Annotated in this window: 18 protein-coding genes; 7 read left to right on the top strand and 11 right to left on the bottom strand. The window is 70.4% G+C overall.

Features of this window, described 5'->3' with window-relative positions; genetic code table 11:
- Positions 1-167, bottom strand: a 167-nt coding sequence (locus tag ACFV6X_RS24855; RefSeq protein ID WP_385386885.1) for a helix-turn-helix domain-containing protein, incomplete at its 3' end; no start/stop codon positions are given.
- 120 nt (positions 168-287) lie between these two features.
- A complete protein-coding gene (locus tag ACFV6X_RS24850; protein ID WP_385386872.1) occupies positions 288-1,376 on the bottom strand; it encodes a CobW family GTP-binding protein in 1,089 nt (362 codons plus the stop codon).
- Positions 1,377-1,757: 381 nt separating this feature from the next.
- Between ACFV6X_RS24850 and ACFV6X_RS24845 the strand changes: the two genes are divergently transcribed.
- Together ACFV6X_RS24845 and ACFV6X_RS24840 are read left to right on the top strand one after the other, a co-directional pair.
- Entirely contained in the window at positions 1,758-2,255 is a 498-nt protein-coding gene (locus ACFV6X_RS24845) for a DUF6082 family protein (protein ID WP_385386870.1), read from the top strand.
- A 266-nt stretch (positions 2,256-2,521) separates the two neighbouring features.
- Positions 2,522-2,761, top strand: coding sequence for a hypothetical protein (locus tag ACFV6X_RS24840; protein ID WP_385386869.1), 240 nt, complete (start codon positions 2,522-2,524; stop codon positions 2,759-2,761).
- A gap of 92 nt (positions 2,762-2,853) precedes the next feature.
- Here the strand turns inward: ACFV6X_RS24840 and ACFV6X_RS24835 are convergent, their stop codons facing one another.
- Complete coding sequence (locus ACFV6X_RS24835) at positions 2,854-4,020, bottom strand: citrate synthase (protein ID WP_385386867.1); 1,167 nt, start codon at positions 4,018-4,020, stop codon at positions 2,854-2,856.
- 111 nt (positions 4,021-4,131) lie between these two features.
- Here ACFV6X_RS24835 and ACFV6X_RS24830 point away from each other — a divergent pair, with 111 nt between their 5' ends.
- The 4 genes from ACFV6X_RS24830 (at position 4,132) to ACFV6X_RS24815 (ending at position 8,966) form a co-directional block, all read left to right on the top strand.
- Positions 4,132-5,388 (top strand): citrate/2-methylcitrate synthase, encoded by a 1,257-nt coding sequence (locus ACFV6X_RS24830; RefSeq protein WP_385386865.1) that lies wholly within the window; start codon positions 4,132-4,134, stop codon positions 5,386-5,388.
- A 54-nt stretch (positions 5,389-5,442) separates the two neighbouring features.
- A complete protein-coding gene (locus ACFV6X_RS24825) occupies positions 5,443-6,402 on the top strand; it encodes a sucrase ferredoxin (RefSeq protein ID WP_385386863.1) in 960 nt (319 codons plus the stop codon).
- Positions 6,403-6,615: 213 nt separating this feature from the next.
- The gene (locus ACFV6X_RS24820; protein WP_385386861.1) at positions 6,616-8,286 is read left to right on the top strand and encodes an ATP-binding protein; all 1,671 of its coding nucleotides are present in this window, start codon (positions 6,616-6,618) and stop codon (positions 8,284-8,286) included.
- On the top strand, positions 8,286-8,966 hold the full coding sequence (locus ACFV6X_RS24815; RefSeq protein WP_385386884.1) for a response regulator: 681 nt from the start codon (positions 8,286-8,288) through the stop codon (positions 8,964-8,966). The genes ACFV6X_RS24820 and ACFV6X_RS24815 overlap by 1 nt, the downstream gene beginning before the upstream one ends.
- Positions 8,967-9,017: 51 nt before the next feature.
- Here ACFV6X_RS24815 and ACFV6X_RS24810 read toward each other — a convergent pair whose 3' ends face one another.
- From ACFV6X_RS24810 to ACFV6X_RS24800, 3 genes are all read right to left on the bottom strand, one after another.
- Positions 9,018-10,610, bottom strand: coding sequence for a cation acetate symporter (locus tag ACFV6X_RS24810; RefSeq protein ID WP_385386860.1), 1,593 nt, complete (start codon positions 10,608-10,610; stop codon positions 9,018-9,020).
- On the bottom strand, positions 10,607-11,041 hold the full coding sequence (locus tag ACFV6X_RS24805) for a DUF485 domain-containing protein (protein ID WP_385386858.1): 435 nt from the start codon (positions 11,039-11,041) through the stop codon (positions 10,607-10,609). The genes ACFV6X_RS24810 and ACFV6X_RS24805 overlap by 4 nt, the downstream gene beginning before the upstream one ends.
- A gap of 122 nt (positions 11,042-11,163) precedes the next feature.
- Positions 11,164-13,287, bottom strand: coding sequence for a type IIA DNA topoisomerase subunit B (locus ACFV6X_RS24800; RefSeq protein WP_385386857.1), 2,124 nt, complete (start codon positions 13,285-13,287; stop codon positions 11,164-11,166).
- A gap of 443 nt (positions 13,288-13,730) precedes the next feature.
- On the opposite strand from ACFV6X_RS24800, the gene ACFV6X_RS24795 reads away from it, so the two are divergent.
- Positions 13,731-13,961, top strand: coding sequence for a hypothetical protein (locus tag ACFV6X_RS24795; protein WP_365446085.1), 231 nt, complete (start codon positions 13,731-13,733; stop codon positions 13,959-13,961).
- Positions 13,962-14,136: 175 nt separating this feature from the next.
- On the opposite strand, the gene ACFV6X_RS24790 is transcribed toward ACFV6X_RS24795, so the two are convergent.
- The 5 genes from ACFV6X_RS24790 to ACFV6X_RS24770 form a co-directional block, all read right to left on the bottom strand.
- Positions 14,137-15,042: a serine protease gene (locus ACFV6X_RS24790; RefSeq protein ID WP_385386856.1), complete on the bottom strand. Its 906-nt coding sequence runs from the start codon at positions 15,040-15,042 to the stop codon at positions 14,137-14,139.
- A gap of 131 nt (positions 15,043-15,173) precedes the next feature.
- Positions 15,174-16,721, bottom strand: coding sequence for an RNA polymerase sigma factor (locus ACFV6X_RS24785; RefSeq protein WP_385386854.1), 1,548 nt, complete (start codon positions 16,719-16,721; stop codon positions 15,174-15,176).
- A gap of 633 nt (positions 16,722-17,354) precedes the next feature.
- Positions 17,355-18,242 carry a FadR/GntR family transcriptional regulator gene (locus ACFV6X_RS24780; RefSeq protein WP_385386852.1) on the bottom strand — a complete coding sequence of 296 codons (888 nt, stop codon included), beginning with the start codon at positions 18,240-18,242 and terminating at the stop codon, positions 17,355-17,357.
- A 173-nt stretch (positions 18,243-18,415) separates the two neighbouring features.
- Positions 18,416-21,016 (bottom strand): ATP-binding cassette domain-containing protein, encoded by a 2,601-nt coding sequence (locus ACFV6X_RS24775; RefSeq protein ID WP_385386851.1) that lies wholly within the window; start codon positions 21,014-21,016, stop codon positions 18,416-18,418.
- A gap of 237 nt (positions 21,017-21,253) precedes the next feature.
- On the bottom strand, positions 21,254-22,012 hold the full coding sequence (locus tag ACFV6X_RS24770) for an NUDIX domain-containing protein (RefSeq protein WP_385386849.1): 759 nt from the start codon (positions 22,010-22,012) through the stop codon (positions 21,254-21,256).
- Positions 22,013-22,063: the final 51 nt, after the last annotated feature.

Below are 22,063 nucleotides of genomic sequence, written 5' to 3'. Positions count from 1 at the left end.
ATGCCCGCCTCGCCGAACTGCCGGTAGCGCTCGGCCCAGCGCTGGGCGGTGGCCGGCGAGACCTGGAAGCGTTCCGCAGCGCGCCTGAGGGGCCAGTTGTCCTCGACCACGCAGCGGGCCAGACGCAGCCGCCCGGTCTCGGTCAGGGGTGCATTACGGTGGGGCACGAGGGCCTTTCGGTCAGGTGTAGACGTCGCAATCCACACCGAACCGGAAGGCCCTCACCTGTTCAAGATCCCTCAACCGAGACCTCGCTCACCCGTCCACAACCTCCCGGAACACAACATCTAGGCCGGGGGCTCCTCGAGATCCGGCGCGTCCGGATCCCGAGCGTCCGGATCCTGTACGTAGCGCAGGACGCCCCACATGCCGTGTTCATCGGCGTGCGGGGCGTCGCTCCTGCACGCCGCGAGTTCCTTGTCGAGGGCGGAAGCGTCGATGCCGGAGCCGATGAGGACGAGCTGTGTGAGGCGTTCGCCGTCGGCTCCCCAGGGCTCCGGATAGAAGCGCAGGAACCGCCCGACGGCGTGCACGGCGTACCGGCTGCACGGATCGTGCGGACCGAAGTCGACGTATCCCTTGATCCGGTAGAGCCCCTCGGGCCGGCTGTCGAGGAACGTCATCAACCGGCGCGGGTCGAGGGGCACTTCGGAGACGAAGGAGAGGCTGTCGTAGGCCGTGTGCAGGTGCCCGGCGTGCTCGTGCTGCGCGCCAGCGCCGTCATGATCGTGCAGGTCGTCGAAGGACAACTGCCCGACGCGCTCGCGCGAGGGCCGGCAGTCGAAGAGGAACTCGGGGTCGACACGGCCGTACGTCGCCGGTACGACGGCGGCGCCGTCGGCGAGGGAACGGACGAGGGCGAGGACGCGCTCGGAGTCCGGCGCCCGGTCGGTCTTGTTGACGACGACCAGGTCGGCGAGCGCGAGGTGCCGGCCGATCTCGGGGTGCTTCGCGCGCGTGTCGTCGAACTCGGCCGCGTCGACGACCTCGACGAGCCCGCCGTACACGATGCCCGGATGCTCGCTGGCCAGCAGCATCCGTACCAGTTCCTGGGGCTCGGCGAGCCCGCTGGCCTCGATGACGACGATGTCGATCCCGGCGCCGGGATGCGCCAGCCGTTCGAGGTACACGTCCAGCTCACTGGCGTCGACGGCACAGCACAGGCAGCCGTTGCCGAGGGAGACGGTGGAATCCCCCAGGGCTCCCGCGACCGCCATGGCGTCGATCTCGACGGACCCGAAGTCGTTGACGAGGGCGCCGATACGGCTGCCTCCGCTGCGGTGCAGGAGGTGGTTGAGCAGGGTCGTCTTGCCGGAACCCAGGAATCCGGCGAGTACGACGACCGGGATCTGCCGGGAACTCGGGCTCAGCCCCACCGTGCGACCTCTCTCACGCCTACGCGCACACCGGTTCACACCCCGGCGCACCTTACGGAACTTGCATGCCGGGCCAGGATACGAGCACGCAGAATCTCCGCGTAGTGAACGATTGTTAGCATCGCGAGCGGGGCAGACGTTGGGCATGGCGCCGGTTTGTGCGACCCTCGCTTCCTTCCGTGCGCCTCCTCTCCGCCTCCCCGCCGATCAGAGCCGCTCGGCACCCTGGGAGGGGGCAAGCGCCGCCCACCGCTCGCCGGTCCCCACCCGTCGACCCGCACCCCGACGACCGGCGGGCGGCCGCCTGAATCGGGGGTTGACATGGCCACACGGAAAATAAGGACACGGGGGCTGGCCTCTGCCGCCGCAATGGGGCTCGGCATGGCAGTCGGCGCAGTTCTCACCATGGCCGCACAACACCAGGCTTTGGAGTCACTGCGCCGGCGCCTGGAGCAACTGGAGCAGTCAGCGGAGACTGAGAGGCACAACAACCTCGCCAACCAGCAGCGTCAGCACTGGGAACTACTCAGCAAGGCGATCGACGACCCCGAACTCGCCGAGGTCCTCGACCTCTATGAGGTACCGGTGAGCTCCAAGCAGCGGCGCCAGTACATCTTCGCGAACGCCCTGTACACGAACCTGCTGTTCTACCACCGCATCGGCAACCTCAACCGCGAAGAGTTCCTCAAGCATGCCCGAGGCATCTTCCAGAGTCCGATCGTCAGAGAGTACTGGTACGCGACGAGGCAACAGCGTGCGAGTATCTCCGAGACCGACGAAGCCGAGCTTGGGCTGATGGTCGACGAGCTACTGCACCAACTGGAAGAAGCAGACACCGAGGAATGGTGGGTCATCGGCCAACCGCCGGACACCGCGTAGAGACGGCCCCCCACATGCATGGAGCACCCCTCGTCACCGGAGCGCAGCGAGGACCACACCTTCAGGCGATAACGGAACAATAAATCGGCGCGTTCTTCCTGATGCCAGACGGTTGACTACTGCGCGACCGCGCAAGGAGTCGACCGTCACCCTTATTTGTCGCTCCAACGCCGCCCGGTGGTCGAGGCCCTTACAAGGACGCCCCACGCACCGCGCAGCAGCCGTGCGCAGGCGCTAGTGCCTTGAGACCAAAGGAAAGACCAACAGTGAGTCAGATCATTCGCCGCCTTGGTGTGTCTCCGCGCGAACGAGGAAGCACATCCAGCGCGACGTGCCCGGACATCTTTGAGTTGAAGGATGGGAACTTCGCCGTCATCGGAACAGACGTGACTGACTCACTGGACTCGCACCTACCCCACGACGCCGCCCGGGCGGACTACGAACGCATCGTCGTCATCACCCGCGAAACCCTCATTCGTGCAAAGCGCGACATTCCTGATGTGTGACTGATCCACGGCGGCAATCGGCCGGGGTCGCCGCCGCTCAGGTCCGGCACCGTATTCAGTGCCGGACCTCGTCCGTCCCCCGGCCGTACCCGTCAGGCCGCCCGCGGCACCTCCACCGGTGCCCCGGGCCCCACATACCGTGCCGCGGGGCGAATGATCTTCGAGTCCTGGGACTGTTCCAGGATGTTGGCGCTCCAGCCGACCACGCGCGCCGCGGCGAAGGTCGGGGTGAACATCTCGCGGGGCAGGCCGCAGAGTTCCATGACCACGCCGGCGTAGAACTCGACGTTGGCGTGCAGTTCGCGGCCGGGCTTGAGGTCGGCGAGGATCGCCTCCACCCGGCGCTCCACCTCCACCGCGAAGTCGACCAGCGGTCCACCGAACTGCTGGGCGATGCCACGCAACATGCGGGAGCGCGGGTCCTCCGTGCGATAGACGGGGTGCCCGAAGCCCATGATGCGCTCGCCGGCAAGGACACGCTCCCGGATCCAGGGGTCGACGCGGTCCACCGTGCCGATCGCGTCCAGGGTGTCCAACGCCCGGCTCGGGGCACCTCCGTGCAGCGGCCCCGACAGCGCCCCGACCGCCCCCACCAGGCACGCGCCGACGTCGGCGCCGGTGGACGCGATCACCCGCGCGGTGAAGGTCGATGCATTGAATCCGTGATCAATAGTTGAGATCAGGTATTGCTCGACCGCACGGGCGCGCCGCTGATCCGGCTCCTCACCGGTCAACATGTACAGGTAGTTCGCCGCGTACGAGAGGTCCGCACGGGGCGGCACCGGTGCCAGCCCCTTCTCCAGCCGATGCAGCGCGGTGAGCACGGTCGGTACGGCCGCGGTCGCCACGAGCGTGTCCTCGCGCCGCCGGTCCGCATCGATGTCGTACAGCGGACGGAAGCCCTTCGCCGCGCCCAGCAGGGACAGCGCGGTGCGCAGCCCGGCGAGCGGCCCGGAGCGTCCACCGGCGGCAGCGATGCCGGGCAGCGCCGCCGACACTTCGTCGGGCAGCCGTCGCAGCACCGCGGTCTCGGCGACGAAGGTGGCCGCGCTCGGGGCGTCCGGCAGCTCGCCGTGGACCAGGAGATGCCAGACGTCCTCGAAGGAACGGGTCTGCGCGAGGTCGACGGCCGAGTACTGCCGGTAGTGGTAGAAGCCCTCTAGACCCCGTACGTCACCGATCTCCGTGTCGGTCACGACGACGCCCGCGAGTCCCCGCGGTACGTCGACGGGAGTGGATGCGGACCTGTTGACGGACATGTTTTCCTCCCTGGACTTGATGCGACTGTCCATGGTTGACTCAGTAGCTGTCAATATTGATTAGATCAATGCGGGAGTCAATGTGCTGTCCGGGCCGCTACGGTGACCTCCATGCGCGATCAAGAACCCGGCCCCGTCCCACCGGGCCGGCGGCTGAGCACCAAGGAGGCCGCCGAGTTGCTCGGCGTGAAGGCGGAGACCGTGTACGCCTACGTGAGCCGGGGACAGCTGAGCAGCCACCGCACGCCCGGCGGCCGGGGCAGCACGTTCGACGCCGAGGAGGTGGCGGCGCTCGCCCGGCGCAACAGGCGGGCGGCCATTGGGAGTTCAGCCGCCGACGCCGACATGGCCGTACGCACTCGCATCACGCTGATCGACGACGACCGGTACTACTTCCGGGGCGTCGACGCGACCGAACTCGCCGCACGCCACAGCTACGAGGAGATCGCCGATTGGCTGTGGACGGGGCGACTGCGCCCCGGGATCACCTTCGCCGCGCCCTTGGCCTCCGTCGCCGTCGCCCGGCGCGCGGTCGACTCGCTGCCCCAGCACAGCGGCCCCACCGACCGGCTGCGCGTCGCCGTGGTCGCCGCCGCCTGCGCGGACCCGCTGCGTTTCGACCTGTCCCAGGAGGCCGTCCTCGGCACCGCGCGCGTGCTGATCCCCACGCTCGTCGCCGCTCTGCCGCCACGACGCCGCACAGAGCGCGACGAGGGCTCCCTGGCCCAGCGCCTGTGGCGGCGGCTCAGCCCGCGCGAGCCGGACGAGACCTCGCTGCGCGCCCTGGACATGGCGCTCGGCCTGCTGGTCGACCACGACCTCGCCGCCTCGACGCTCGCGGTGCGCGTCGCGGCGTCGGCCCGGGCGCACGCCTACGCCGCCGTCTCCGCCGGGCTCGGCGTACTCGAGGGCCCCCTGCACGGCGCGGCCAGCGGGCTCGCCCACCGGATGCTCGTGGAGGTCCTGGACCAGGGTGACCCGGCGCCCGTGGTCGCGGAGGAGCTCCGGGCCGGCCGCCGTATCCCGGGCCTCGGCCACCAGCTGTACTCGGGCGAGGACCCCCGCGCGCGGGCACTGTTCGCCGTCCTGGAGGAGATGCCCGACGCCGAGCCCGCCCTGGCCGCCGCCCGCGACGTCATGGCCACCGCCGCCCGGCACGCCCCGCTGCACGCCAATGTCGACCTGGCCCTCGCCGTGCTCACGGTAGCGGGAGGGATGTTCCCCACCGCGGGCGAGACGATTTTCGCGGTGGCCCGCACGGCGGGCTGGATCGCCCACGCCCTGGAGGAGTACGGCGAGCGTCCCCTGCGGCTGCGCCCCAGCGGACACTACGTCGGCTCGCGCCCGCCGCAGCCCCTGCCGGAGTAGGACACCGGGACGTCCGGAAGTCACCCTGCACGAAGTCAGGTTAGGCTCCCCTGTGTGAGTAGGTGTGCAACCGTCTCGCGGGACCTCGACGAGCCCGTTCCCGGAACCGCCGCGACCGCCAGGACCTGGCTCCTGGTGGAACAGCCGGGTCCGTGGGGCGCGAGGGCGCTCACTTCGAGCCACCTGGATCCCGCGCTGGGCCGGGCCCTGGAAGCGGCCGCGAAGGGCACGGGCGTTCGTGTCGCGCTCATCCGCCGCCCGGGGCGCCACGCGGACTTCGGCACGCACGCCGTGCGCCAGGTGTACGCGGCGCACACCATGCCCGGCAACGCCTGGCTGCACGCCGCCACGATCGACGACCCGGCGCGGCTGCTCGACCTCGACTTCACCGCTCTCGGCAGGGGTGACCAGCACACCTTCGACGCCACGCTGCAGGGCCGTCCCCATATCGGTGCCCCGCTCGCCCTCGTCTGCACCAACGGCAAGCGCGACCGCTGCTGCGCCCTCCTCGGCCGCCCCTTGGCGAACGACCTCGCCGCCTCCGGCATGAGCGGCACCTGGGAGGTCACCCATCTGGGCGGTCATCGCTTCTCGCCGACCGTGCTCGTGCTGCCCCACGGCTACGCGTACGGCCGGGTCGAGGCCCACACCGTCAAGGACGTCCTGCACGGCGTCCAGGAGGGCCGCGTGGTCCCGGAGGGGTGCCGTGGCCGCTCGGCCTGGGAGCGGCCCGGTCAGGCGGCGGAGCTGGCCGTGCGCACGGCCGCAGGCGAGTACGCGGCGGACGCGCTGAGCGTCGTACGCACCGAGATCGCCGTACGGGTGGACGGTGCGGCAGCCCGCTGGGAGGTGATCGTCGCCCACGCGGACGGACGCCACTGGCGGGTGATCGTCGCCCAGGGGGCGTCGCTGCCCCCGCGCGCGGAGAGCTGCGGTACGTCAGTCCTGGGCGCCCCGGCGCGGATGGACGTGGTGTCGGTCCACGAACTCGAGCCGACGGCACTCGCGAGCTGAAACCGCCGGCGATCCCGTCGGCGCGGACCGACATGCCGCTCGCACCCCAGGTGAGTGTCCCAGGTGAGCGCCCCGGCTGAGCGCCCCCAAGGGCACCTACGCGCCTCCCGGCGCCGCACGCGCCCCGCAGGCGCCCTCACCCGAAGACCACACCCGACGGGACCCGCCCACCCCTCTACGGCACCCCCCGCTGCCCCACGTACCTTCGTGGGTATGAGCCCCACTCCCCCCGCCCGCCGCCTGCGCCTCGGACTCCCCCGCCGGGTGTTCTCGCAGGTGCTGATGATGCAGGTGGCGATCGCCGCGGGAGTCGCGGTGCTCGCGACCGGGCTGTTCCTCGCACCCCTGAGCGACCAGCTCGACGACCAGGCGATGCGGCGTGCGCTCGCCATCGCGCAGACCACCGCGGCGCAGCCGCAGCTCGCCGAGGAGGTCCGCACGACGCCCGCGACGCCCGACGGGCCCGTCCAGCGGGAGGCTGAGCGGATCCGGCGGGCCACGCAGGCCGAGTACGTCGTGGTGCTGGACCGCCGGGGCGTGCGCTGGTCGCACACCGAGCCCTCGCAGATCGGCAAGCACGTCTCCACGGACCCCGGCGACGCGCTCGCCGGCAAGGAGGTCATGGAGATCGACGAGGGCACCCTAGGCCGCTCCGCGCGCGGGAAGGTGCCGCTGCGGGACGCGGACGGGAAGATCGTCGGCGCGGTCTCGGTAGGGATCGCCTACGACAGTGTCCGGGCGCTGCTGATCCATGCGATCCCGGAGTTGCTGGCGTACGCGGGCGGCGCCATGGCCGTCGGCGCGCTGGCCGCCTGGCTGATCTCCCGGCGGGTGCAGCGGCAGACCCGGGACCTGGCGTTCTCCGACATCGCGGGGCTGCTCGCGGAGCGGGAGGCGATGCTGCACGGCATCCGGGAGGGCGTCGTCGCGCTGGACCGCACGGGCCGTGTCCGGTTGCTCAACGACGAGGCGCAGCGCCTGCTGGGCATCGGGAACGAATCCGTGGGCCGCGCCCCCGACGAGGCGCTCGGCGAGGGCCGCACGGCCGACGTGCTGGCCGGCCGGGTGACCGGCACCGATCTGCTCACGGTGCGCGGCAGGCGGGTCCTGGTCGCCAACCGGATGCCCACCGGCGACGGCGGCGCCGTCGCCACGCTGCGCGACCGCACGGAGCTGGAGCAGCTCGGCCGGGAACTGGACTCGACGCGCGGCCTGATCGACGCCCTTCGGGCGCAGGACCACGAGCACGCCAACCGGATGCACACGCTCCTGGGGCTGCTGGAACTGGAGATGTACGACGACGCGGTCGAGTTCGTGGGCGAGGTGGTCGGCGATCACCGGGCGACCGCGGAGCAGGTCACCGAGAAGATCGAGGACCCGCTGCTCGCCGCGCTGCTGGTCGGCAAGGCGACCGTCGCGGCCGAGCGGGGCGTCGCGCTGCGCCTGTCGGACCGTACGCGTCTTCCGGACCGGCTGGTCGACGCCCGGGGGCTGGTCACCGTCGTCGGCAACCTGGTGGACAACGCGCTGGACGCCGCCGCCGGCGCGCCGCACGCGCGCGTGGAGGTCGAGTTGTACACCAGGGGCCGTACCGCCGTGCTCGTGGTGCGGGACACCGGCCCCGGAATTCCGGCGGAGCTGAGGGAATTGGTCTTCACCGAGGGCTGGTCCACCAAGAAGCCGCCCACGCACCGGGAGCGAGGTATCGGCCTCGCCATGGTGCGCAGGCTGGCGGAGCGGCAGGGCGGATCCGCGACGGCCGGTGAAGCCGCCGGTGGGGGCGCGGAGTTCACCGTCGTCCTGCCCGAGGCCCTGGCCGAACCGGGCACGGAGCCGGCGCTCACCGTCCCGTCCGCTCAGCGGACCGCCGAGGAGGAGGCGTGATGATCGAGGTCCTGGTCGTGGACGACGACACCAGGGTCGCGCGCGTGAACGCCGCGTACGTCGAGAAGGTGCCGGGCTTCCGTGTCGCCGGGGAGGCGCACAGCGCCGCCGGGGCGCTGCGTCAGCTGGAGGCGTTGCCGCGGGTGGACCTGGTGCTGATGGACCACTACCTGCCCGACCGGACGGGCCTCGCGGCGGTGCGCGAGGTGCGCCGACGCGGCCTCCAGACCGACGTGATCATGGTCACGGCGGCGCGCGACATCTCGACCGTGCAGGCGGCGATGCGGCAGGGCGCGTTGCAGTACCTCGTCAAGCCGTTCGCGTTCGCCGGTCTGCGGGCCAAGCTGGAGGCGTACGCCGCGCTGCGCCGCACCCTCGACGGGGGCGGCGAGGCGGAACAGGCCGAGGTGGACCGCATCTTCGGCGCCCTGTCCGCGACGTCGGAGCCGGACCTGCCCAAAGGCCACTCCCCCACCACCGCCGAGCTCGTACGGCAGTCCCTGATGAACGCGGAAAGCCCCCTGTCCGCCCAGGAGATAGCCGAACGGACCGGGGTGAGCCGCCAGACCGCCCAGCGCTATCTGAAGCTCCTGGAGCGCACGGGGCGGGCCACGCTGACCCTCAAGTACGGTGACGCGGGCCGCCCGGAACACCGTTACGCGTGGGCGACCCGCACCTGAGCCCCGGCCCCGTCGGGCGGCTCCCAGGCCCGTCAGGCAGCCCCGGCCCCGTCAGACGGCCCCCGCCCCCGTCAGCGCCCGCACCTGCGTCTCCGCGTGCTTGGCGGCGTCCGGGGTCTCGGCGGACGTGACCGTGCCGAGCCAGCCCGCCAGGAAGCCCAGGGGGATCGAGACAAGGCCCGGGTTCTGCAGCGGGAAGTACTGGAAGTCGACGCCGGGGAACAGTGATTCGGGGCTGCCCGACACGACGGGCGACAGGGCGACGAGCGCCACGGCCGGCATCAGCCCGCCGTAGACGGACCATACGGCGCCGCGGGTGGTGAAGCCGCGCCAGAAGAGCGAGTAGAGCAACACGGGCAGGTTGGCCGACGCGGCGACGGCGAAGGCGAGGCCCACCAGGAAGGCGACGTTGAGGTCCCGCGCGAGCAGGCCGAGGGCGATGGCGACGACGCCGATGCCGACCGCCGCGGTGCGCGCCACGGTCACCTCGCTGCGCGGCTCGGACTTCCTGCGCCGCACAGAGGCGTACAGGTCGTGCGCCACGGACGCCGAGGAGGCCAGGGTGATGCCCGCGACCACCGCGAGGATGGTGGCGAAGGCGATGGCCGCGACGATCGCGAAGAGAACCGTTCCCCCCGTGGAGCCCGCCCCACCGCCCAGGTCCAGGGCCAGCAGCGGAACCGCCGTGTTCCCGGCGGCGTTCGACGCGCGTACGGCACCCGGCCCGACGATGGCCGCCGCGCCGAAACCGAGGACGATCGTCATCAGGTAGAAACCGCCGATCAGCCCGATCGCCCACACCACCGAACGCCGGGCCGCCCGCGCGGTGGGCACGGTGTAGAACCGGGACAGGATGTGCGGCAGCCCGGCCGTGCCCAGCACCAGGGCGAGCCCGAGGCTGATGAAGTCGAACCGGGCGGTCCAGTCCCCGCCGTACTTGAGTCCCGGCGCGAGGAACGCCTCCCCCTGGCCACTGCGCGCGGCCGCGGTGCGCAGCAGTTGGTCGAAGTCCCCGTGGAAGCGCGCCAGGACGAGCACGGTCAGGGTGATCGCTCCGCCCATCAGCAGGACCGCCTTCACGATCTGAATCCATGTGGTGGCCCGCATCCCTCCCAACGACACGTAGATCACCATCAGCGCGCCGACGCCGATGACCGTCCACGACCGCGCCGCCTCGCTGGTCCCGCCCAGCAGCAGCGTGACCAGACTGCCCGCACCCACCATCTGCGCCACCAGGTACAGAACGGACACGGTGACCGAGGAGGTTCCCGCCGCGATCCGCACCGGCCGCTCCCGCATCCGCGCGGCCACCACGTCGGCGAGGGTGAACCGCCCGCAGTTGCGCACCAGTTCGGCGACCAGCAGCAGGACCACGAGCCAGGCCACCAGGAAGCCCACCGAGTACAGCATCCCGTCGTACCCGAACAGCGCGATGAGTCCGGAGATGCCCAGGAAGGAGGCGGCAGACATGTAGTCGCCCGCGATGGCAAAACCATTCTCCATGGGCGAGAAGAGCCGCCCGCCGACGTAGAACTCCTCCGCCGAACCCTGCCTGTTGCGGCTCACCCAGGTCGTGATCCCGAGAGTGACGGCGACGAACGCGCTGAACAGCAGCAGGGCCAGCGTCTGGTGATCACCCGTCACAGGACACCGCCACGGACGCCACGCGCCAGTTCCTGGGTGTCCCAGCGCAGTTCGAGCGCGGCCCGGTCCCGGCGCAGCCGAGCGTGCCGCGCGTAGGCCCAGGTGAGCAGGAAGGTGGTGAGGAACTGCCCGAGCCCTGCCAGCATCGCCACGTTGACCGCGCCCACCACGGGCCGCGCCATCAAGCCGGGAGCGGTCGTGGCGGCGACGACGTACGCCACGTACCAGAGGAAGAAGCCGGTCACCGCGGGGACCACGAACCTCAGGTACCGGCTGCGCACCTCCTGGAAGGCGGCGCTGCGCTGCACTTCGAGGTAGATGTCGCCGGCCGCCGGGGCCTCCCCGCGCGCGGGTGTCACGGGCGCGGGGAGGCCGGCCTGCTCGCCCCAGCCGGAGGCCAGGGAGTCGTACCAGGGGTCGTCGTACTGCATGGGGCGACCATTGCTTGAGGGCATGCCCAAGCATGGACAGAGCGGGAAGATCCCTGACTATTCTTCTTCCCGCTCTTCACCCCATCAGGTGACTCGGGGCCACTGGTGGCCCCAGCTCCGCGCTAGGCGTCGATGCGCGACCGGTCCAGGGTCGCCGCCGAGTTGGAGATGAACTCCTTGCGCGGTGCGACGTCATTGCCCATCAGGAGGTCGAAGACCTGCTCCGCGGCCTCCAGGTCGGCGAGGTTGATGCGGCGCAGGGTGCGGTGGCGCGGGTCCATGGTGGTCTCGGCCAGCTGGTCGGCGTCCATCTCGCCGAGACCCTTGTAGCGCTGGATCGAGTCCTTGTAGCGGACGCCCTTGCTCTGGAACTCCATGAGCTTGTCGCGCAGCTCGCGGTCCGAGTACGTGTAGACGTACTTGTCCTGGCCCTTCTTGGGCTGGACGATCTCGATCCGGTGCAGTGGCGGCACCGCGGCGAACACCCGGCCGGCCTCGACCATGGGGCGCATGTAGCGCTGGAAGAGCGTCAGGAGCAGACAGCGGATGTGGGAGCCGTCCACATCGGCGTCGGTCATCATGATGATCTTGCCGTAGCGGGCCGCGTCGAGATCAAAGGTCCGGCCCGAGCCCGCCCCTATGACCTGGATGATCGCGCCGCACTCGGCGTTCTTGAGCATGTCCGTGACGGACGACTTCTGGACGTTGAGGATCTTGCCGCGGATCGGCAGCAGCGCCTGGAACTCGGAGTTCCGGGCGAGCTTGGCGGTGCCGAGCGCGGAATCACCCTCGACGATGAACAGCTCGCTGCGGTCCACGTCGTCGCTGCGGCAGTCGGCGAGCTTGGCCGGCAGCGACGAGGATTCCAGGGCCGTCTTCCGGCGCTGCGCGTCCTTGTGCTGGCGGGCCGCGATGCGCGTACGGGCGGCGGCGACCGCCTTCTCCATGACGACCCGGGCCTGAGCGGCGGCGTCCCGCTTCGTGGACGTCAGGAACGCCTTGAGCTCCTTGGAGATCACGGTGCTCACGATGCGACGGGCCGCCGAGGTGCCGAGGACCTCCTTGGTCTGGCCCTCGAACTGCGGCTCGGCGAGACGGACGGTCACGACCGCCGTCAGGCCCTCCAGGGCGTCGTCCTTGACGATGTCGTCCTCGGCGACCCGCAGCATCTTCTTGGTGCGCAGCACCTCGTTGAGCGTGCCGGCCACGGCCTGCTCGAAGCCCGCGACGTGGGTACCACCCTTGGGGGTGGCGATGATGTTCACGAACGACCTGAGGGTCGTGTCGTATCCCGTGCCCCACCGCATCGCGACATCGACGTCGAGTTCGCGGGTGACCTGGGTGGGGGTCATCTGCCCGTGCTCGTCAAGGACGGGGACGGTCTCCCTGAAGGTGCCCTGGCCGGACAGCCTCAGGACGTCGCAGACCGGCTTGTCGGTGGCCAGGAACTCGCAGAACTCGCTGATGCCGCCGTCGAAGCGGAAGGACTCCTCGCCCTTGCTGCCGCCCTCACCGAGGCCGTACTCGTCGCGGACGACGATGGTCAGTCCGGGTACGAGGAACGCGGTCTGGCGGGCGCGCTGGTGCAGGTTCTCCAGGGAGAGCTTGGCGTCCTTGAGGAAGATCTGGCGGTCGGCCCAGTACCGCACGCGCGTGCCGGTGCGGGTCTTGGGGATCTTCTTGGCCTTGCGCAGTCCACTGCCGGCGTCGAACTTCGCGTCGGGCCCCAGGGTGGCGAAGGCGCCGGGGACACCGCGGCGGAAGCTGATGGCGTGGGTGTGGCCGCCGCGGTCGACCTCGACGTCCAGCCGCGCGGACAGGGCGTTCACCACGGAAGCGCCCACGCCGTGCAGACCGCCGGAGGCGGCGTACGAGCCGCCACCGAACTTGCCGCCGGCGTGCAGCTTGGTCATGACGACCTCGACGCCGGACAGGCCGGTCTTGGGCTCGACGTCGACCGGGATGCCGCGGCCGTTGTCGCGCACCTCCACCGAGCCGTCGTCGTGCAGGGTCACGTCGATGTGGTCGCAGTAGCCACCCAGGGCCTCGTCCACGGAGTTGTCGATGATCTCCCACAGGCAGTGCATCAGGCCACGACTGTCGGTCGACCCGATGTACATGCCAGGGCGCTTGCGGACGGCCTCCAGTCCCTCCAGGACGAGCAGGTGCCGCGCGGTGTAGTTGGAACCGTCCCGGTCTGCTCCTGCCAGCAGCGCTGTGGACGGCACGGACGTTTCGGCGGTCACGCGGTTCGCTCCTCGCTGAATTTCATGTGGGGCCCATTTGGGTAAGGGCGCGGCTCCGGTAGCCGTTGAGAGGGTACCGAGGCCTGGTAGAGCCGTTGTAACGCCACCCTCGTCCGGAACTCAGACTAGTCCACGGTCGCATGCGTGTTCGATCCCTCGTTGGAGTGAAGCACATATCACGTTCCCTTCGAGGCATGAACCATTTAGGCTCCGGGCACGTCCTCATGAACAACCGGCAAGCCGGCCGGGGAGGACACCGACACCGACAGACTGCGCGAACCCGTAAGACACATAGACACGTAATACGGCACATTCGCCGCCAACCGGCAGCAGACAGCCACCTCGAAGATTTTTTTCGAGGAAACGCCACGAGCGGGAACGTTTTCGGGCTGGTTGGATGTTGACCCTGGTACGACAGCTCGTCGAGCTAGAGAAGAGGCGACGTGACTACTGTTCTGACCCCCGCGAGCCCGCTGACGGCGGCTGATCGCTGCGACCGCTGCGGCGCCCAGGCATACCTGCGCGTCGTGCTGCTCAGCGGCGGAGAGCTGCTCTTCTGCGCGCACCATGGCCGCAAGTTCGAGCCGGAACTCAAGAAGATCGCCGCTGAGATACAGGACGAGACGGAGCGACTCACGGCCGCTCCTGCGACCGCTTCCGAAGATGAGCGCTGACGCCTAGCGTCCACGACGAGCTCCGGTACAGACCGGTGAACGGGCGGCTGCCCTGCCTTCAGGGCGGCCGCCGTCCTCGTCCTCTCGCTCTCAGCGGCCCTGCCGGAACTCCTGTCCAGGCTCCCCGCCGGGAGTCCCGTTCAGGTCCCGTCAGGGAAGCCGCATCCAGGTCCCGTCAGGGAAGCCGCACGGGCTTCTCGGGCACCTTCCCGCGGCCCTCACCCGGCGCGCGGCGCTCCGAAGTCTGGGCGGGACTGTCCCAGCCCAGCTTCTTGAGCACGTCCGACACCCGCGTGTAGACACCCGGGCTGCCGGGCCGTCCGCAGCCGCTGCCCCATGAGACCAGGCCGACCAGCCGCCCCTGCGCGACCAGTGGCCCTCCGCTGTCCCCCTGGCAGGCGTCCCGGCCTCCCACCCGCTGACCCGCGCACAGCATGGCGTCCGCGCGATATGCGCCGTCGTCACTGCCTGGATACGCCCTGTCGCACAGCGCGTCCGGCAGCACGCGCACGCGTGCGGCTCGCAGGCCGTACGGGTAGTTGCCGGCGCCTGTGACGTCACCCCAGCCGTAGACCGTGGCGCTCGTCTCGGCCTCGTACGCGGCATCGCCTGCCGCGGCCATGGCGATCACGGCTTTCTCCGGAAGTTCCTCGGCGAGTGTGAGTACCGCGAAGTCGCCGGCGTTGCTGATGTTGTCGTACGCGGGATTCACCCATGTCTCACGGACGGGGATCTCCTGCCCGTCGTCCGTGCGCAGGTCCGTACGGCCCGCGATGACCTTGAGGTCGCGCACCTTGCCCGGCGGCTTGCCGAGGACGTCCTCGCCCAGGCAGTGCGCCGCGGTGAGGACAGTGGTCCGGCCCACCGCGACCGCGCCGCAGAACTGACCCGACCGCGTACCTCCGAACCGGTCACGGCTGGACAGCGCGACCGTGTAGGGACTGTCGGCTGCATCGATCGGGAAGCCGCCGACGACTATGCCGTCAGAGGCGGCAGGAACCGCCGTGGCCAGGGGTATCGCGGTCGCCGCGGCCGCCAGGACCAGCTGCCGGGCCAGGGCCCGGACAAAGGGACGACGCATGTCTTCTCCTCACTCTGGGAGGTTTGTGAGACACCCAGAGTGATTCAGGCCGCTACGGCTCGCACCCGCTCAGCCCAGCACGAAGGCCCGGCCCCCTTCGGGTGGCCGGGCCTGCATGTCGTACGGACGACCTAGTCGAGGTAGTCGCGCAGCACCTGCGAACGCGACGGGTGGCGCAGCTTCGACATGGTCTTGGACTCGATCTGGCGGATGCGCTCGCGCGTGACGCCGTACACCTTGCCGATCTCGTCGAGGGTCTTCGGCTGACCGTCGGTGAGACCGAAGCGCATCGAGACGACGCCCGCCTCGCGCTCGGACAGGGTGTCGAGGACGGAGTGCAGTTGCTCCTGCAGAAGCGTGAAGCTGACCGCGTCGGCCGGGACGACGGCCTCGGAGTCCTCGATGAGGTCACCGAACTCGCTGTCGCCGTCCTCGCCCAGCGGGGTGTGCAGCGAGATCGGCTCACGGCCGTACTTCTGGACCTCGATGACCTTCTCGGGGGTCATGTCGAGTTCCTTGGCCAGCTCCTCCGGGGTGGGCTCGCGGCCCAGGTCCTGGAGCATCTGGCGCTGCACGCGCGCGAGCTTGTTGATGACCTCGACCATGTGCACTGGGATACGGATGGTGCGGGCCTGGTCGGCCATCGCGCGGGTGATCGCCTGACGGATCCACCAGGTGGCGTACGTGGAGAACTTGTAGCCCTTGGTGTAGTCGAACTTCTCGACCGCGCGGATCAGACCGAGGTTGCCTTCCTGGATCAGGTCCAGGAAGAGCATGCCGCGGCCGGTGTAACGCTTGGCCAGTGATACGACCAGACGGAGGTTGGCCTCCAGCAGGTGGTTCTTGGCGCGGCGGCCGTCCTCGGCGATGATCTCCAGCTCGCGCTTGAGCTTCGGCGCCAGCTTGTCGGAGTTGGCAAGCTTGTCCTCGGCGAACAGGCCCGCCTCGATGCGCTTGGCCAGTTCCACCTCCTGCTCCGCGTTGAGCAGCGGGACCTTGCCGATCTGCTTCAGGTAGTCCTTGACGGGGTCGGCGGTGGCGCCGGCCGCGGCGACCTGCTGAGCGGGCGCGTCGTCCTCGTCCTCGTCGGACAGCACGAACCCGGCGCTCTCGGTGCCTTCGGGCTCCTCGCTGGCTCCCTTGGGCTCCTCCAGCGTCTCCTCTTCGAGGAGCTCCGCGTCGTCCTTCTTGGCGTCGGTGGATTTCTTGGGCGCGGCCGTCTTCTTGGCAGCGACGGTCTTCTTCGCGGTCGCCTTCTTGGCGGCCGTCTTCTTGGCAGCGGCGGCCTTCTTCGTGGGCGCGGCTTCCTCGGCCGGATCGTCGACGGCGGGCGCGGCCGGTGCAGGCGTGGTGGCGGAGGTCTTGGGGGCTGCCACCGTCTTCGCTGCGACCGTCTTGGTGGCGGTGCGCTTGGCCGGACTCTTCGCTGCGACGCTCTTGCGGGTGCGCTTGGGTTCTGCGGCACTGACCATCAGCGTCACACCCTCTTCCTCGAGGATCTGGTTGAGGCTGCGCAGTACGTTCTTCCACTGAGTGGCCGGAATCTGGTCAGCTTCGAAGGCCCGACGCACGTCATCGCCGGCGATCTGCCCCTCAGCCTTTCCCCGCTCGATGAGCGCCATGACAGAGACGGACTCGACGATCTCCGGCGGGAGCGTACGGGATGTGCTGGCCGACACGAACAACCTCTCGGAACGTTGGAAAACGACTTCCGGCCCCGTCCACGGCGGACAGGAGCCGACCGCCGACTTGGAGATGGGCCGACGGCGCGGGCGGGCGCCGGGAAGATTCACAACGCCTTGTACGGCGTCCGTGTTCCCTTCTCGGCTGTCACCTCTTAGGTCATCGCGCTGTTTCCACGAGTGTTACGCCCAATCTGCGTGGCCCGAGTCACACCCCGTAAGCGCGCAAAAACGGTCAGAGTCGGGCAGAAGTAGTCACACAGGGCTCTGAATCGTTCCGCTCAGATCGTCCCATGTGTCCGCCGTCGGTCCATCGCTTGTCCGTGGTCGCTCGATGGGTCGCTCCGTGGGTCGCTCCGTGGGTAGCTCCGTGGGTCGGTCCGTGGTCGGTCCGCCATCGGTCCGCTCACGGGTGCGCCATCGGTCCGCCCGTCGGTCAGTCACGGCCTGCCCATCGTCCCGCCCCGGCCGTCCGCACTCCGTCGCGTCGTCGGACCCCGCAGATCGAGATGAAACCTGCGGGGTCCGAGGGGGACGAACGGCCGGCCGAGCGCTACCGGGGAAGCCGAGCGGCACCGGGGAGGAGAACACCTCGGACACCTACCGGCCGCGGCGCACCGCGCTCCGCGGTCAGTGCTCGCGCGGTGCCGGCACCACGCGCTCCACCTCGGGGTGGACGGTCAGCAGTTGACGCATGGCCGCCTCGGCGGCCCCGCCGTCGCCGGCCGCGAGGGCGTCGGCGATCCGGGCGTGGTGCGCCAGGGACGCCTCGTTCGGCCGGTCACAACCGGTCACCGGGCCGCCGGAGACCTGGAGCGCGGCGGAGACGATGCCGGACAGGTGCTCCAGCATGCGGTTGCCCGCGACCTGGATGAGCAGCGAGTGGAACTCGGCGTCGGCACGGGAGAAGGTGATCGCGTCACCCTGCCCCATCGCGTGGCCCATGATCTCGACCATGTCGGACAGCCGCTGCTGGACGTCCTCACGGCCGTGGCCGGCGGCCAGGCGGGCAGCGAGCGGTTCGATGGTCCAGCGCAGCTCACTCAGTTCACGACGCTGGTCGTCACGCTGCGGACCGAAGGCCCGCCATTCGATGATGTCCGGGTCGAGCAGGTTCCAGTCGCTGACGGGACGCACGCGCGTGCCGACGTTCGGGCGGGCGCTGACCAGGCCCTTGGCCTCCAGAACGCGGAGCGACTCGCGGACGACGGTGCGGGAGACCTCGAAGCGCTGGCCGATCTCTTCAGGCACCAGAGGGCGATCGGCGCCCAGGTCGCCGGAGACGATCATCTGTCCCAGCTGCTGCACGAGTTGGCCGTGCAGTCCGCGGCCGCGGCTGCCCGCGGCGCGGCGGCCCACACGGCCCAGCTCGGGGTCCGCGCCCTCCCAGGCGGGGGCGCTCACGCGGTCGGGGCCGTGGGCCTCGGCGTAGGGGTAGCGGTCGAGTTCGCCCGGGCCGACGAGACCGGAGTCGGTGGAGCGGGCGGAGGTCATCATGGTGTGCGCAAGGGTACTCACGGATCCTTTGTCGGCGCTGTCTCCAACTCCCTTGAGGTCTTTGGTGAAAAGCACACGAAAGGGTGATCGCTCACCCCGTCGCAATTGACGCCTTATCAGAAAGAAATGGGCTTTCCTGAGGGAGTTGTGCGCAGCACCGAATCGGAAGGGCACGGAGGGTAGTCAGAAGCCTGTCATCGGACCCTGCTTCGCAGGGTGGTGAACAGATACGCGCAGAGCAGCGCGGTGAGCGACAACGTCAGCGCGCTGCCGACGGGTTGGGCGACGACCCGCGCCGCGGCCTCCAGATATCGCTCCCCGCCGAACGGCCACTGCAGCAGAAACATCTGCCTCATCCGCATCGGTAGCCCCGTGGCGGCTCGCACGGACGATCCCTCGACGACCTTCTGTACGAGCGGTACGACGAGGACCGGCACGGCGAGAACGGCGGCCAGCCCGGCCGTGGTGGACCGGAAGACACCGGCCGCCAGCACACCGGCCCAGGCGCACCCGACCATGAGCCCGAACCAACTCGCGCTCAGGGAAAGCCAGTCGCCCGGGATCTGCGCGAGATCCTGCCCGTAGACGAGATAGAGCACCTCGGCGTCGCAGCCCACCGTGAGGATGGCCAGGGCGAGCGCGGTGCCCGCGGCGACCAGGAGCTTGGCGGTGAGCAGCCCCAGGCGGCGGGGGACGGTGCCTCGGTCCGCCGCCAGGGCGGGGTGGCGGAACTCCTCCCCGAAGGCCAGCGCCCCCAGCAGGCCCGCGCCGAGCGCGGCGGGCGGCAACGGCAGCTGCTGCGGCCATGCGGCGAGCAGCCGCGCCTGCGGGGTGTGCCCGATCCGCGCGAGCACGAGAGCGGTGAGCGCGGACACGGCGAGCACGGCGGCGCTGGTGACGAATCCGGTACTGATGCCGGTGGCCCGGCGGAGTTCGTAGCGGAGGGGGCGGAGCGGGGAGGGGGCGGAGTGAACGGAGATGGGGGGTGGCAGCGGGGGGAGGGATTCCTGTGGGGTTGGAGATTTGGGGGTTGAGGGGTGGGGTGGTGCTGCGTGGGGTGGCGAGGGGTGGGGGGCCTCAGGGCTGCCAGGAGTTTTGTGGGTTGTGGGGGCTTTGTGGGTTGCAGGGGTGTGGAGGGCGCGGGTCTTGTCTGTCGGGGTGTTGCGGTCGGCGGGGGCCTTGCGGTCGGTGGGGGTGCCGCGGTCTGCGGCGGCGCTGCGGTCAGCGGCGGTGTTGCGATCGGGGGTTGTGTGGCTGGTGGGGGCCCCGTGTTCCGCGAGGGCGATGCGACCGGCGAGGGGTCCGCGGTCCGGGCGGGGGGCTTGGCCGACGTGCGGCTTGCCGGCCGCGAGGGGGCTGCTCTTGGTGACCGGCTCGTGAGCTGTCGGGTGGTTGGCATTGGCGGTGGGCTCGTGAGCCGACAAGGGGTTGCCGGCGGCGGTGGGCTCATGAGCCGACACGGGGTCGCCGTCGGCGCGAGAGTCGTGGGCCGCGGACTCGTGGGCCGTGAGGGGGTTACCCGTGGCCGGGAGCGCCTTGTTCGCGTCTGTGGGAACGTTCTGCTCGAAGGCGAGCAGCATCGCGGTCGGCGGTGCGTCGAGCGGGGCGGGCATCGGCCGGAGCGTGTGCTTGCCGGCAGCGGCTTCGTCGGTCGCCTCTGCGCCGGTGGCCGCCTTGCCGGGAGTGACCCCGCCGACGGCCTCCCTGTCGATCGCACCCGACGACGGAGCCGTGCCCTTGTGCGACCCGCTGTCCGACTGGCGCGGAAGGCCGGCTCCCGTGCGACGCGGGTCCGGTTCGGGCCCCTCCTCGGCCGGCGGCCGCTCGTGGCCCGGCTCCGAGTGATATGAGGGCTCCGAGTGGTCCGAGGGTTCCGAGTGCTGCGGTTCCAGCAGCGGCGTCGCTCCCGTCCCGGCCCCCGGCCCCATGTCCCCGATCTCGTCGGCGAGTTTGAGTACGAGGACATTGTGGCGGAACGCCGCCTCTCCGACGTCGGCGCAGGTACTGCCGTAGACGGACAGGCGGTTGCCGCTCTCCATGACGACCTCGACGGAGCGGTGCGCGGTGCGGGCCTCCTTGGTGAGCACGGCCGCGAGGCGGGCGGCGTGCGGGCTCTGGACGACCACGCGCGGCCGCAGCCGGGTGCGGGCGAACTCCTTGGCCTCCTGATCCGCGACGACCCTGCCCCGTTCCAGGGTGACGACGCGGTCGGCGGTGCGCGCGGCCTCCTTGGGGTCGGACGTGGTGACCAGGACCGTGCCGCCCTGGGCAGCGTGGGCGCGCAACATGCCGTAGAGCCAGTTGCTCTCGCGCGTCGAGAGCCCCTCGGCGGATTGGTCGAGCACGAGCGTGTGGGGGTCGGGCAGCAGGGCGCAGGCGAGGCCCATGCGGCGGTCCATGCCCCGGGAGAGGGTGCCGAGGCATTCGTCGCGGAGGCTGACGAGGCCGACCACTTCCAAGACCTCGTCGGCCCGGCGGGCGGAGATCCCCGCGGCGGCGCACAGCATGCGGAGATGGCCGCGAACCGTCCTGCCGGGGTGCCCCGGCACGTCGCCCAGCAGGACGCCGACTTCGTGGGACGGGTGGTCGATGCGATGCAGGGGGCGGCCTCTGAAGTAGGTAATGCCGCGGCCCGGTTGGAGTTCGAGCATCAGCCTGAGGGCCGTCGTCTTGCCTGCACCCGGATCTCCGAGCAGCGCGGTGACGCGGCCCGCGGGCGCTTCGAAGGAGACGTCGTCGACGGCAGGCGGAAGGTCCTTGCGGGAGTTGCTGGTCAGTCCGAAGGCCTGGATCACCCGTAGCAAGATAGCGTGCTATGTCCGTTTTTTCGGGTACCTAACACGTTGCCCTGTGGAGCGCGACCGGACACTTCGCGTCCGGGGCAGGTCGGTCCAGGCTTTCTCTGATGCTCCAAGGCACTTCCAGGGCGCCTCCTGGACACTTACGGGGCGCATGCCGCGTGCTTCCTGGGCACTTCCTGTTCGCCTCTCGCGAGCTCGAACCCGGCCCGGTGGCCGGTGACGCCGCCGCCGTCACACCTCCGGCCGCAGCATCGGCGGGTTGAGGAGCGTCGCCCCGCCCGCGCGGAAGAGCTGTGCCGGACGGCCGCCCTGCCGTGTCGTGGTACCGCCCGTAGGCACCAGGAAGCCCGGCGTGCCCGTCACCTTACGGTGGAAGTTGCGCGGGTCGAGCGCCACGCCCCAGACCGCCTCGTAGACGCGGCGCAGCTCCCCGACGGTGAACTCCTGCGGGCAGAACGCCGTGGCCAGCGACGAGTACTCGATCTTGGAGCGGGCCCGCTCGACCCCGTCCGCGAGGATCTGCGCGTGGTCGAAGGCCAGCGGCGCCACGGGCTCGCCGGCGCGGCCGTAGCCGCCCTGTTGCAGCAGTTCCTCGACCGGCGCCCAGCGGGCATTGCTGGCGTCCCCACCCGCGCGCGGCGCGGGCAGGTCGGGGGCCAGGGCCAGGTGCGCGACGCTGACGACACGCATCCGGGGATCCCGCTTGGGATCGCCGTAGGTCGCGAGCTGCTCCAGATGAGCCCCGTTGTCCTGGGTAGGGACAGCGGGGTCGTGCACGCAGAGCCCGGTCTCCTCGGCCAGTTCGCGTGCGGCGGCCTGTGAAAGATCCTCGTCGTCCCTTACGAAGCCTCCCGGGAGCGCCCAGCGCCCCTGGAACGGCTGCTCGCCCCTGCGTACCGCCAGCGCACACAGCGCATGGCGACGCACGGTCAGCACGACCAGGTCCACGGTCACGGCGAAGGGCGGAAAGGCTGACGGGTCGTAGGGCATGCCGCGATCATAGTCGTCTGCCTGACGATAAACACTCCCCTCGTCGGCCCC

It is taken from the genome of Streptomyces sp. NPDC059861 (assembly GCF_042731435.1).
Classification (GTDB): Bacteria; Actinomycetota; Actinomycetes; order Streptomycetales; family Streptomycetaceae; genus Streptomyces.
This window is presented reverse-complemented; position numbering and strand designations above follow the sequence as displayed.

Excerpts from the sequence above, each read along its gene's own strand:
- ACFV6X_RS24845 (WP_385386870.1), top strand. The coding sequence starts at position 1,758 with ATGGCAGTCGGCGCAGTTCTCACCATGGCCGCACAACACCAGGCTTTG.
- ACFV6X_RS24835 (WP_385386867.1), bottom strand. The coding sequence starts at position 4,020 with ATGTCCGTCAACAGGTCCGCATCCACTCCCGTCGACGTACCGCGGGGA.
- ACFV6X_RS24830 (WP_385386865.1), top strand. The coding sequence starts at position 4,132 with ATGCGCGATCAAGAACCCGGCCCCGTCCCACCGGGCCGGCGGCTGAGC.
- ACFV6X_RS24820 (WP_385386861.1), top strand. The coding sequence starts at position 6,616 with ATGAGCCCCACTCCCCCCGCCCGCCGCCTGCGCCTCGGACTCCCCCGC.
- ACFV6X_RS24815 (WP_385386884.1), top strand. The coding sequence starts at position 8,286 with ATGATCGAGGTCCTGGTCGTGGACGACGACACCAGGGTCGCGCGCGTG.
- ACFV6X_RS24805 (WP_385386858.1), bottom strand. The coding sequence starts at position 11,041 with ATGCAGTACGACGACCCCTGGTACGACTCCCTGGCCTCCGGCTGGGGC.
- ACFV6X_RS24790 (WP_385386856.1), bottom strand. The coding sequence starts at position 15,042 with ATGCGTCGTCCCTTTGTCCGGGCCCTGGCCCGGCAGCTGGTCCTGGCG.
- ACFV6X_RS24770 (WP_385386849.1), bottom strand. The coding sequence starts at position 22,012 with ATGCCCTACGACCCGTCAGCCTTTCCGCCCTTCGCCGTGACCGTGGAC.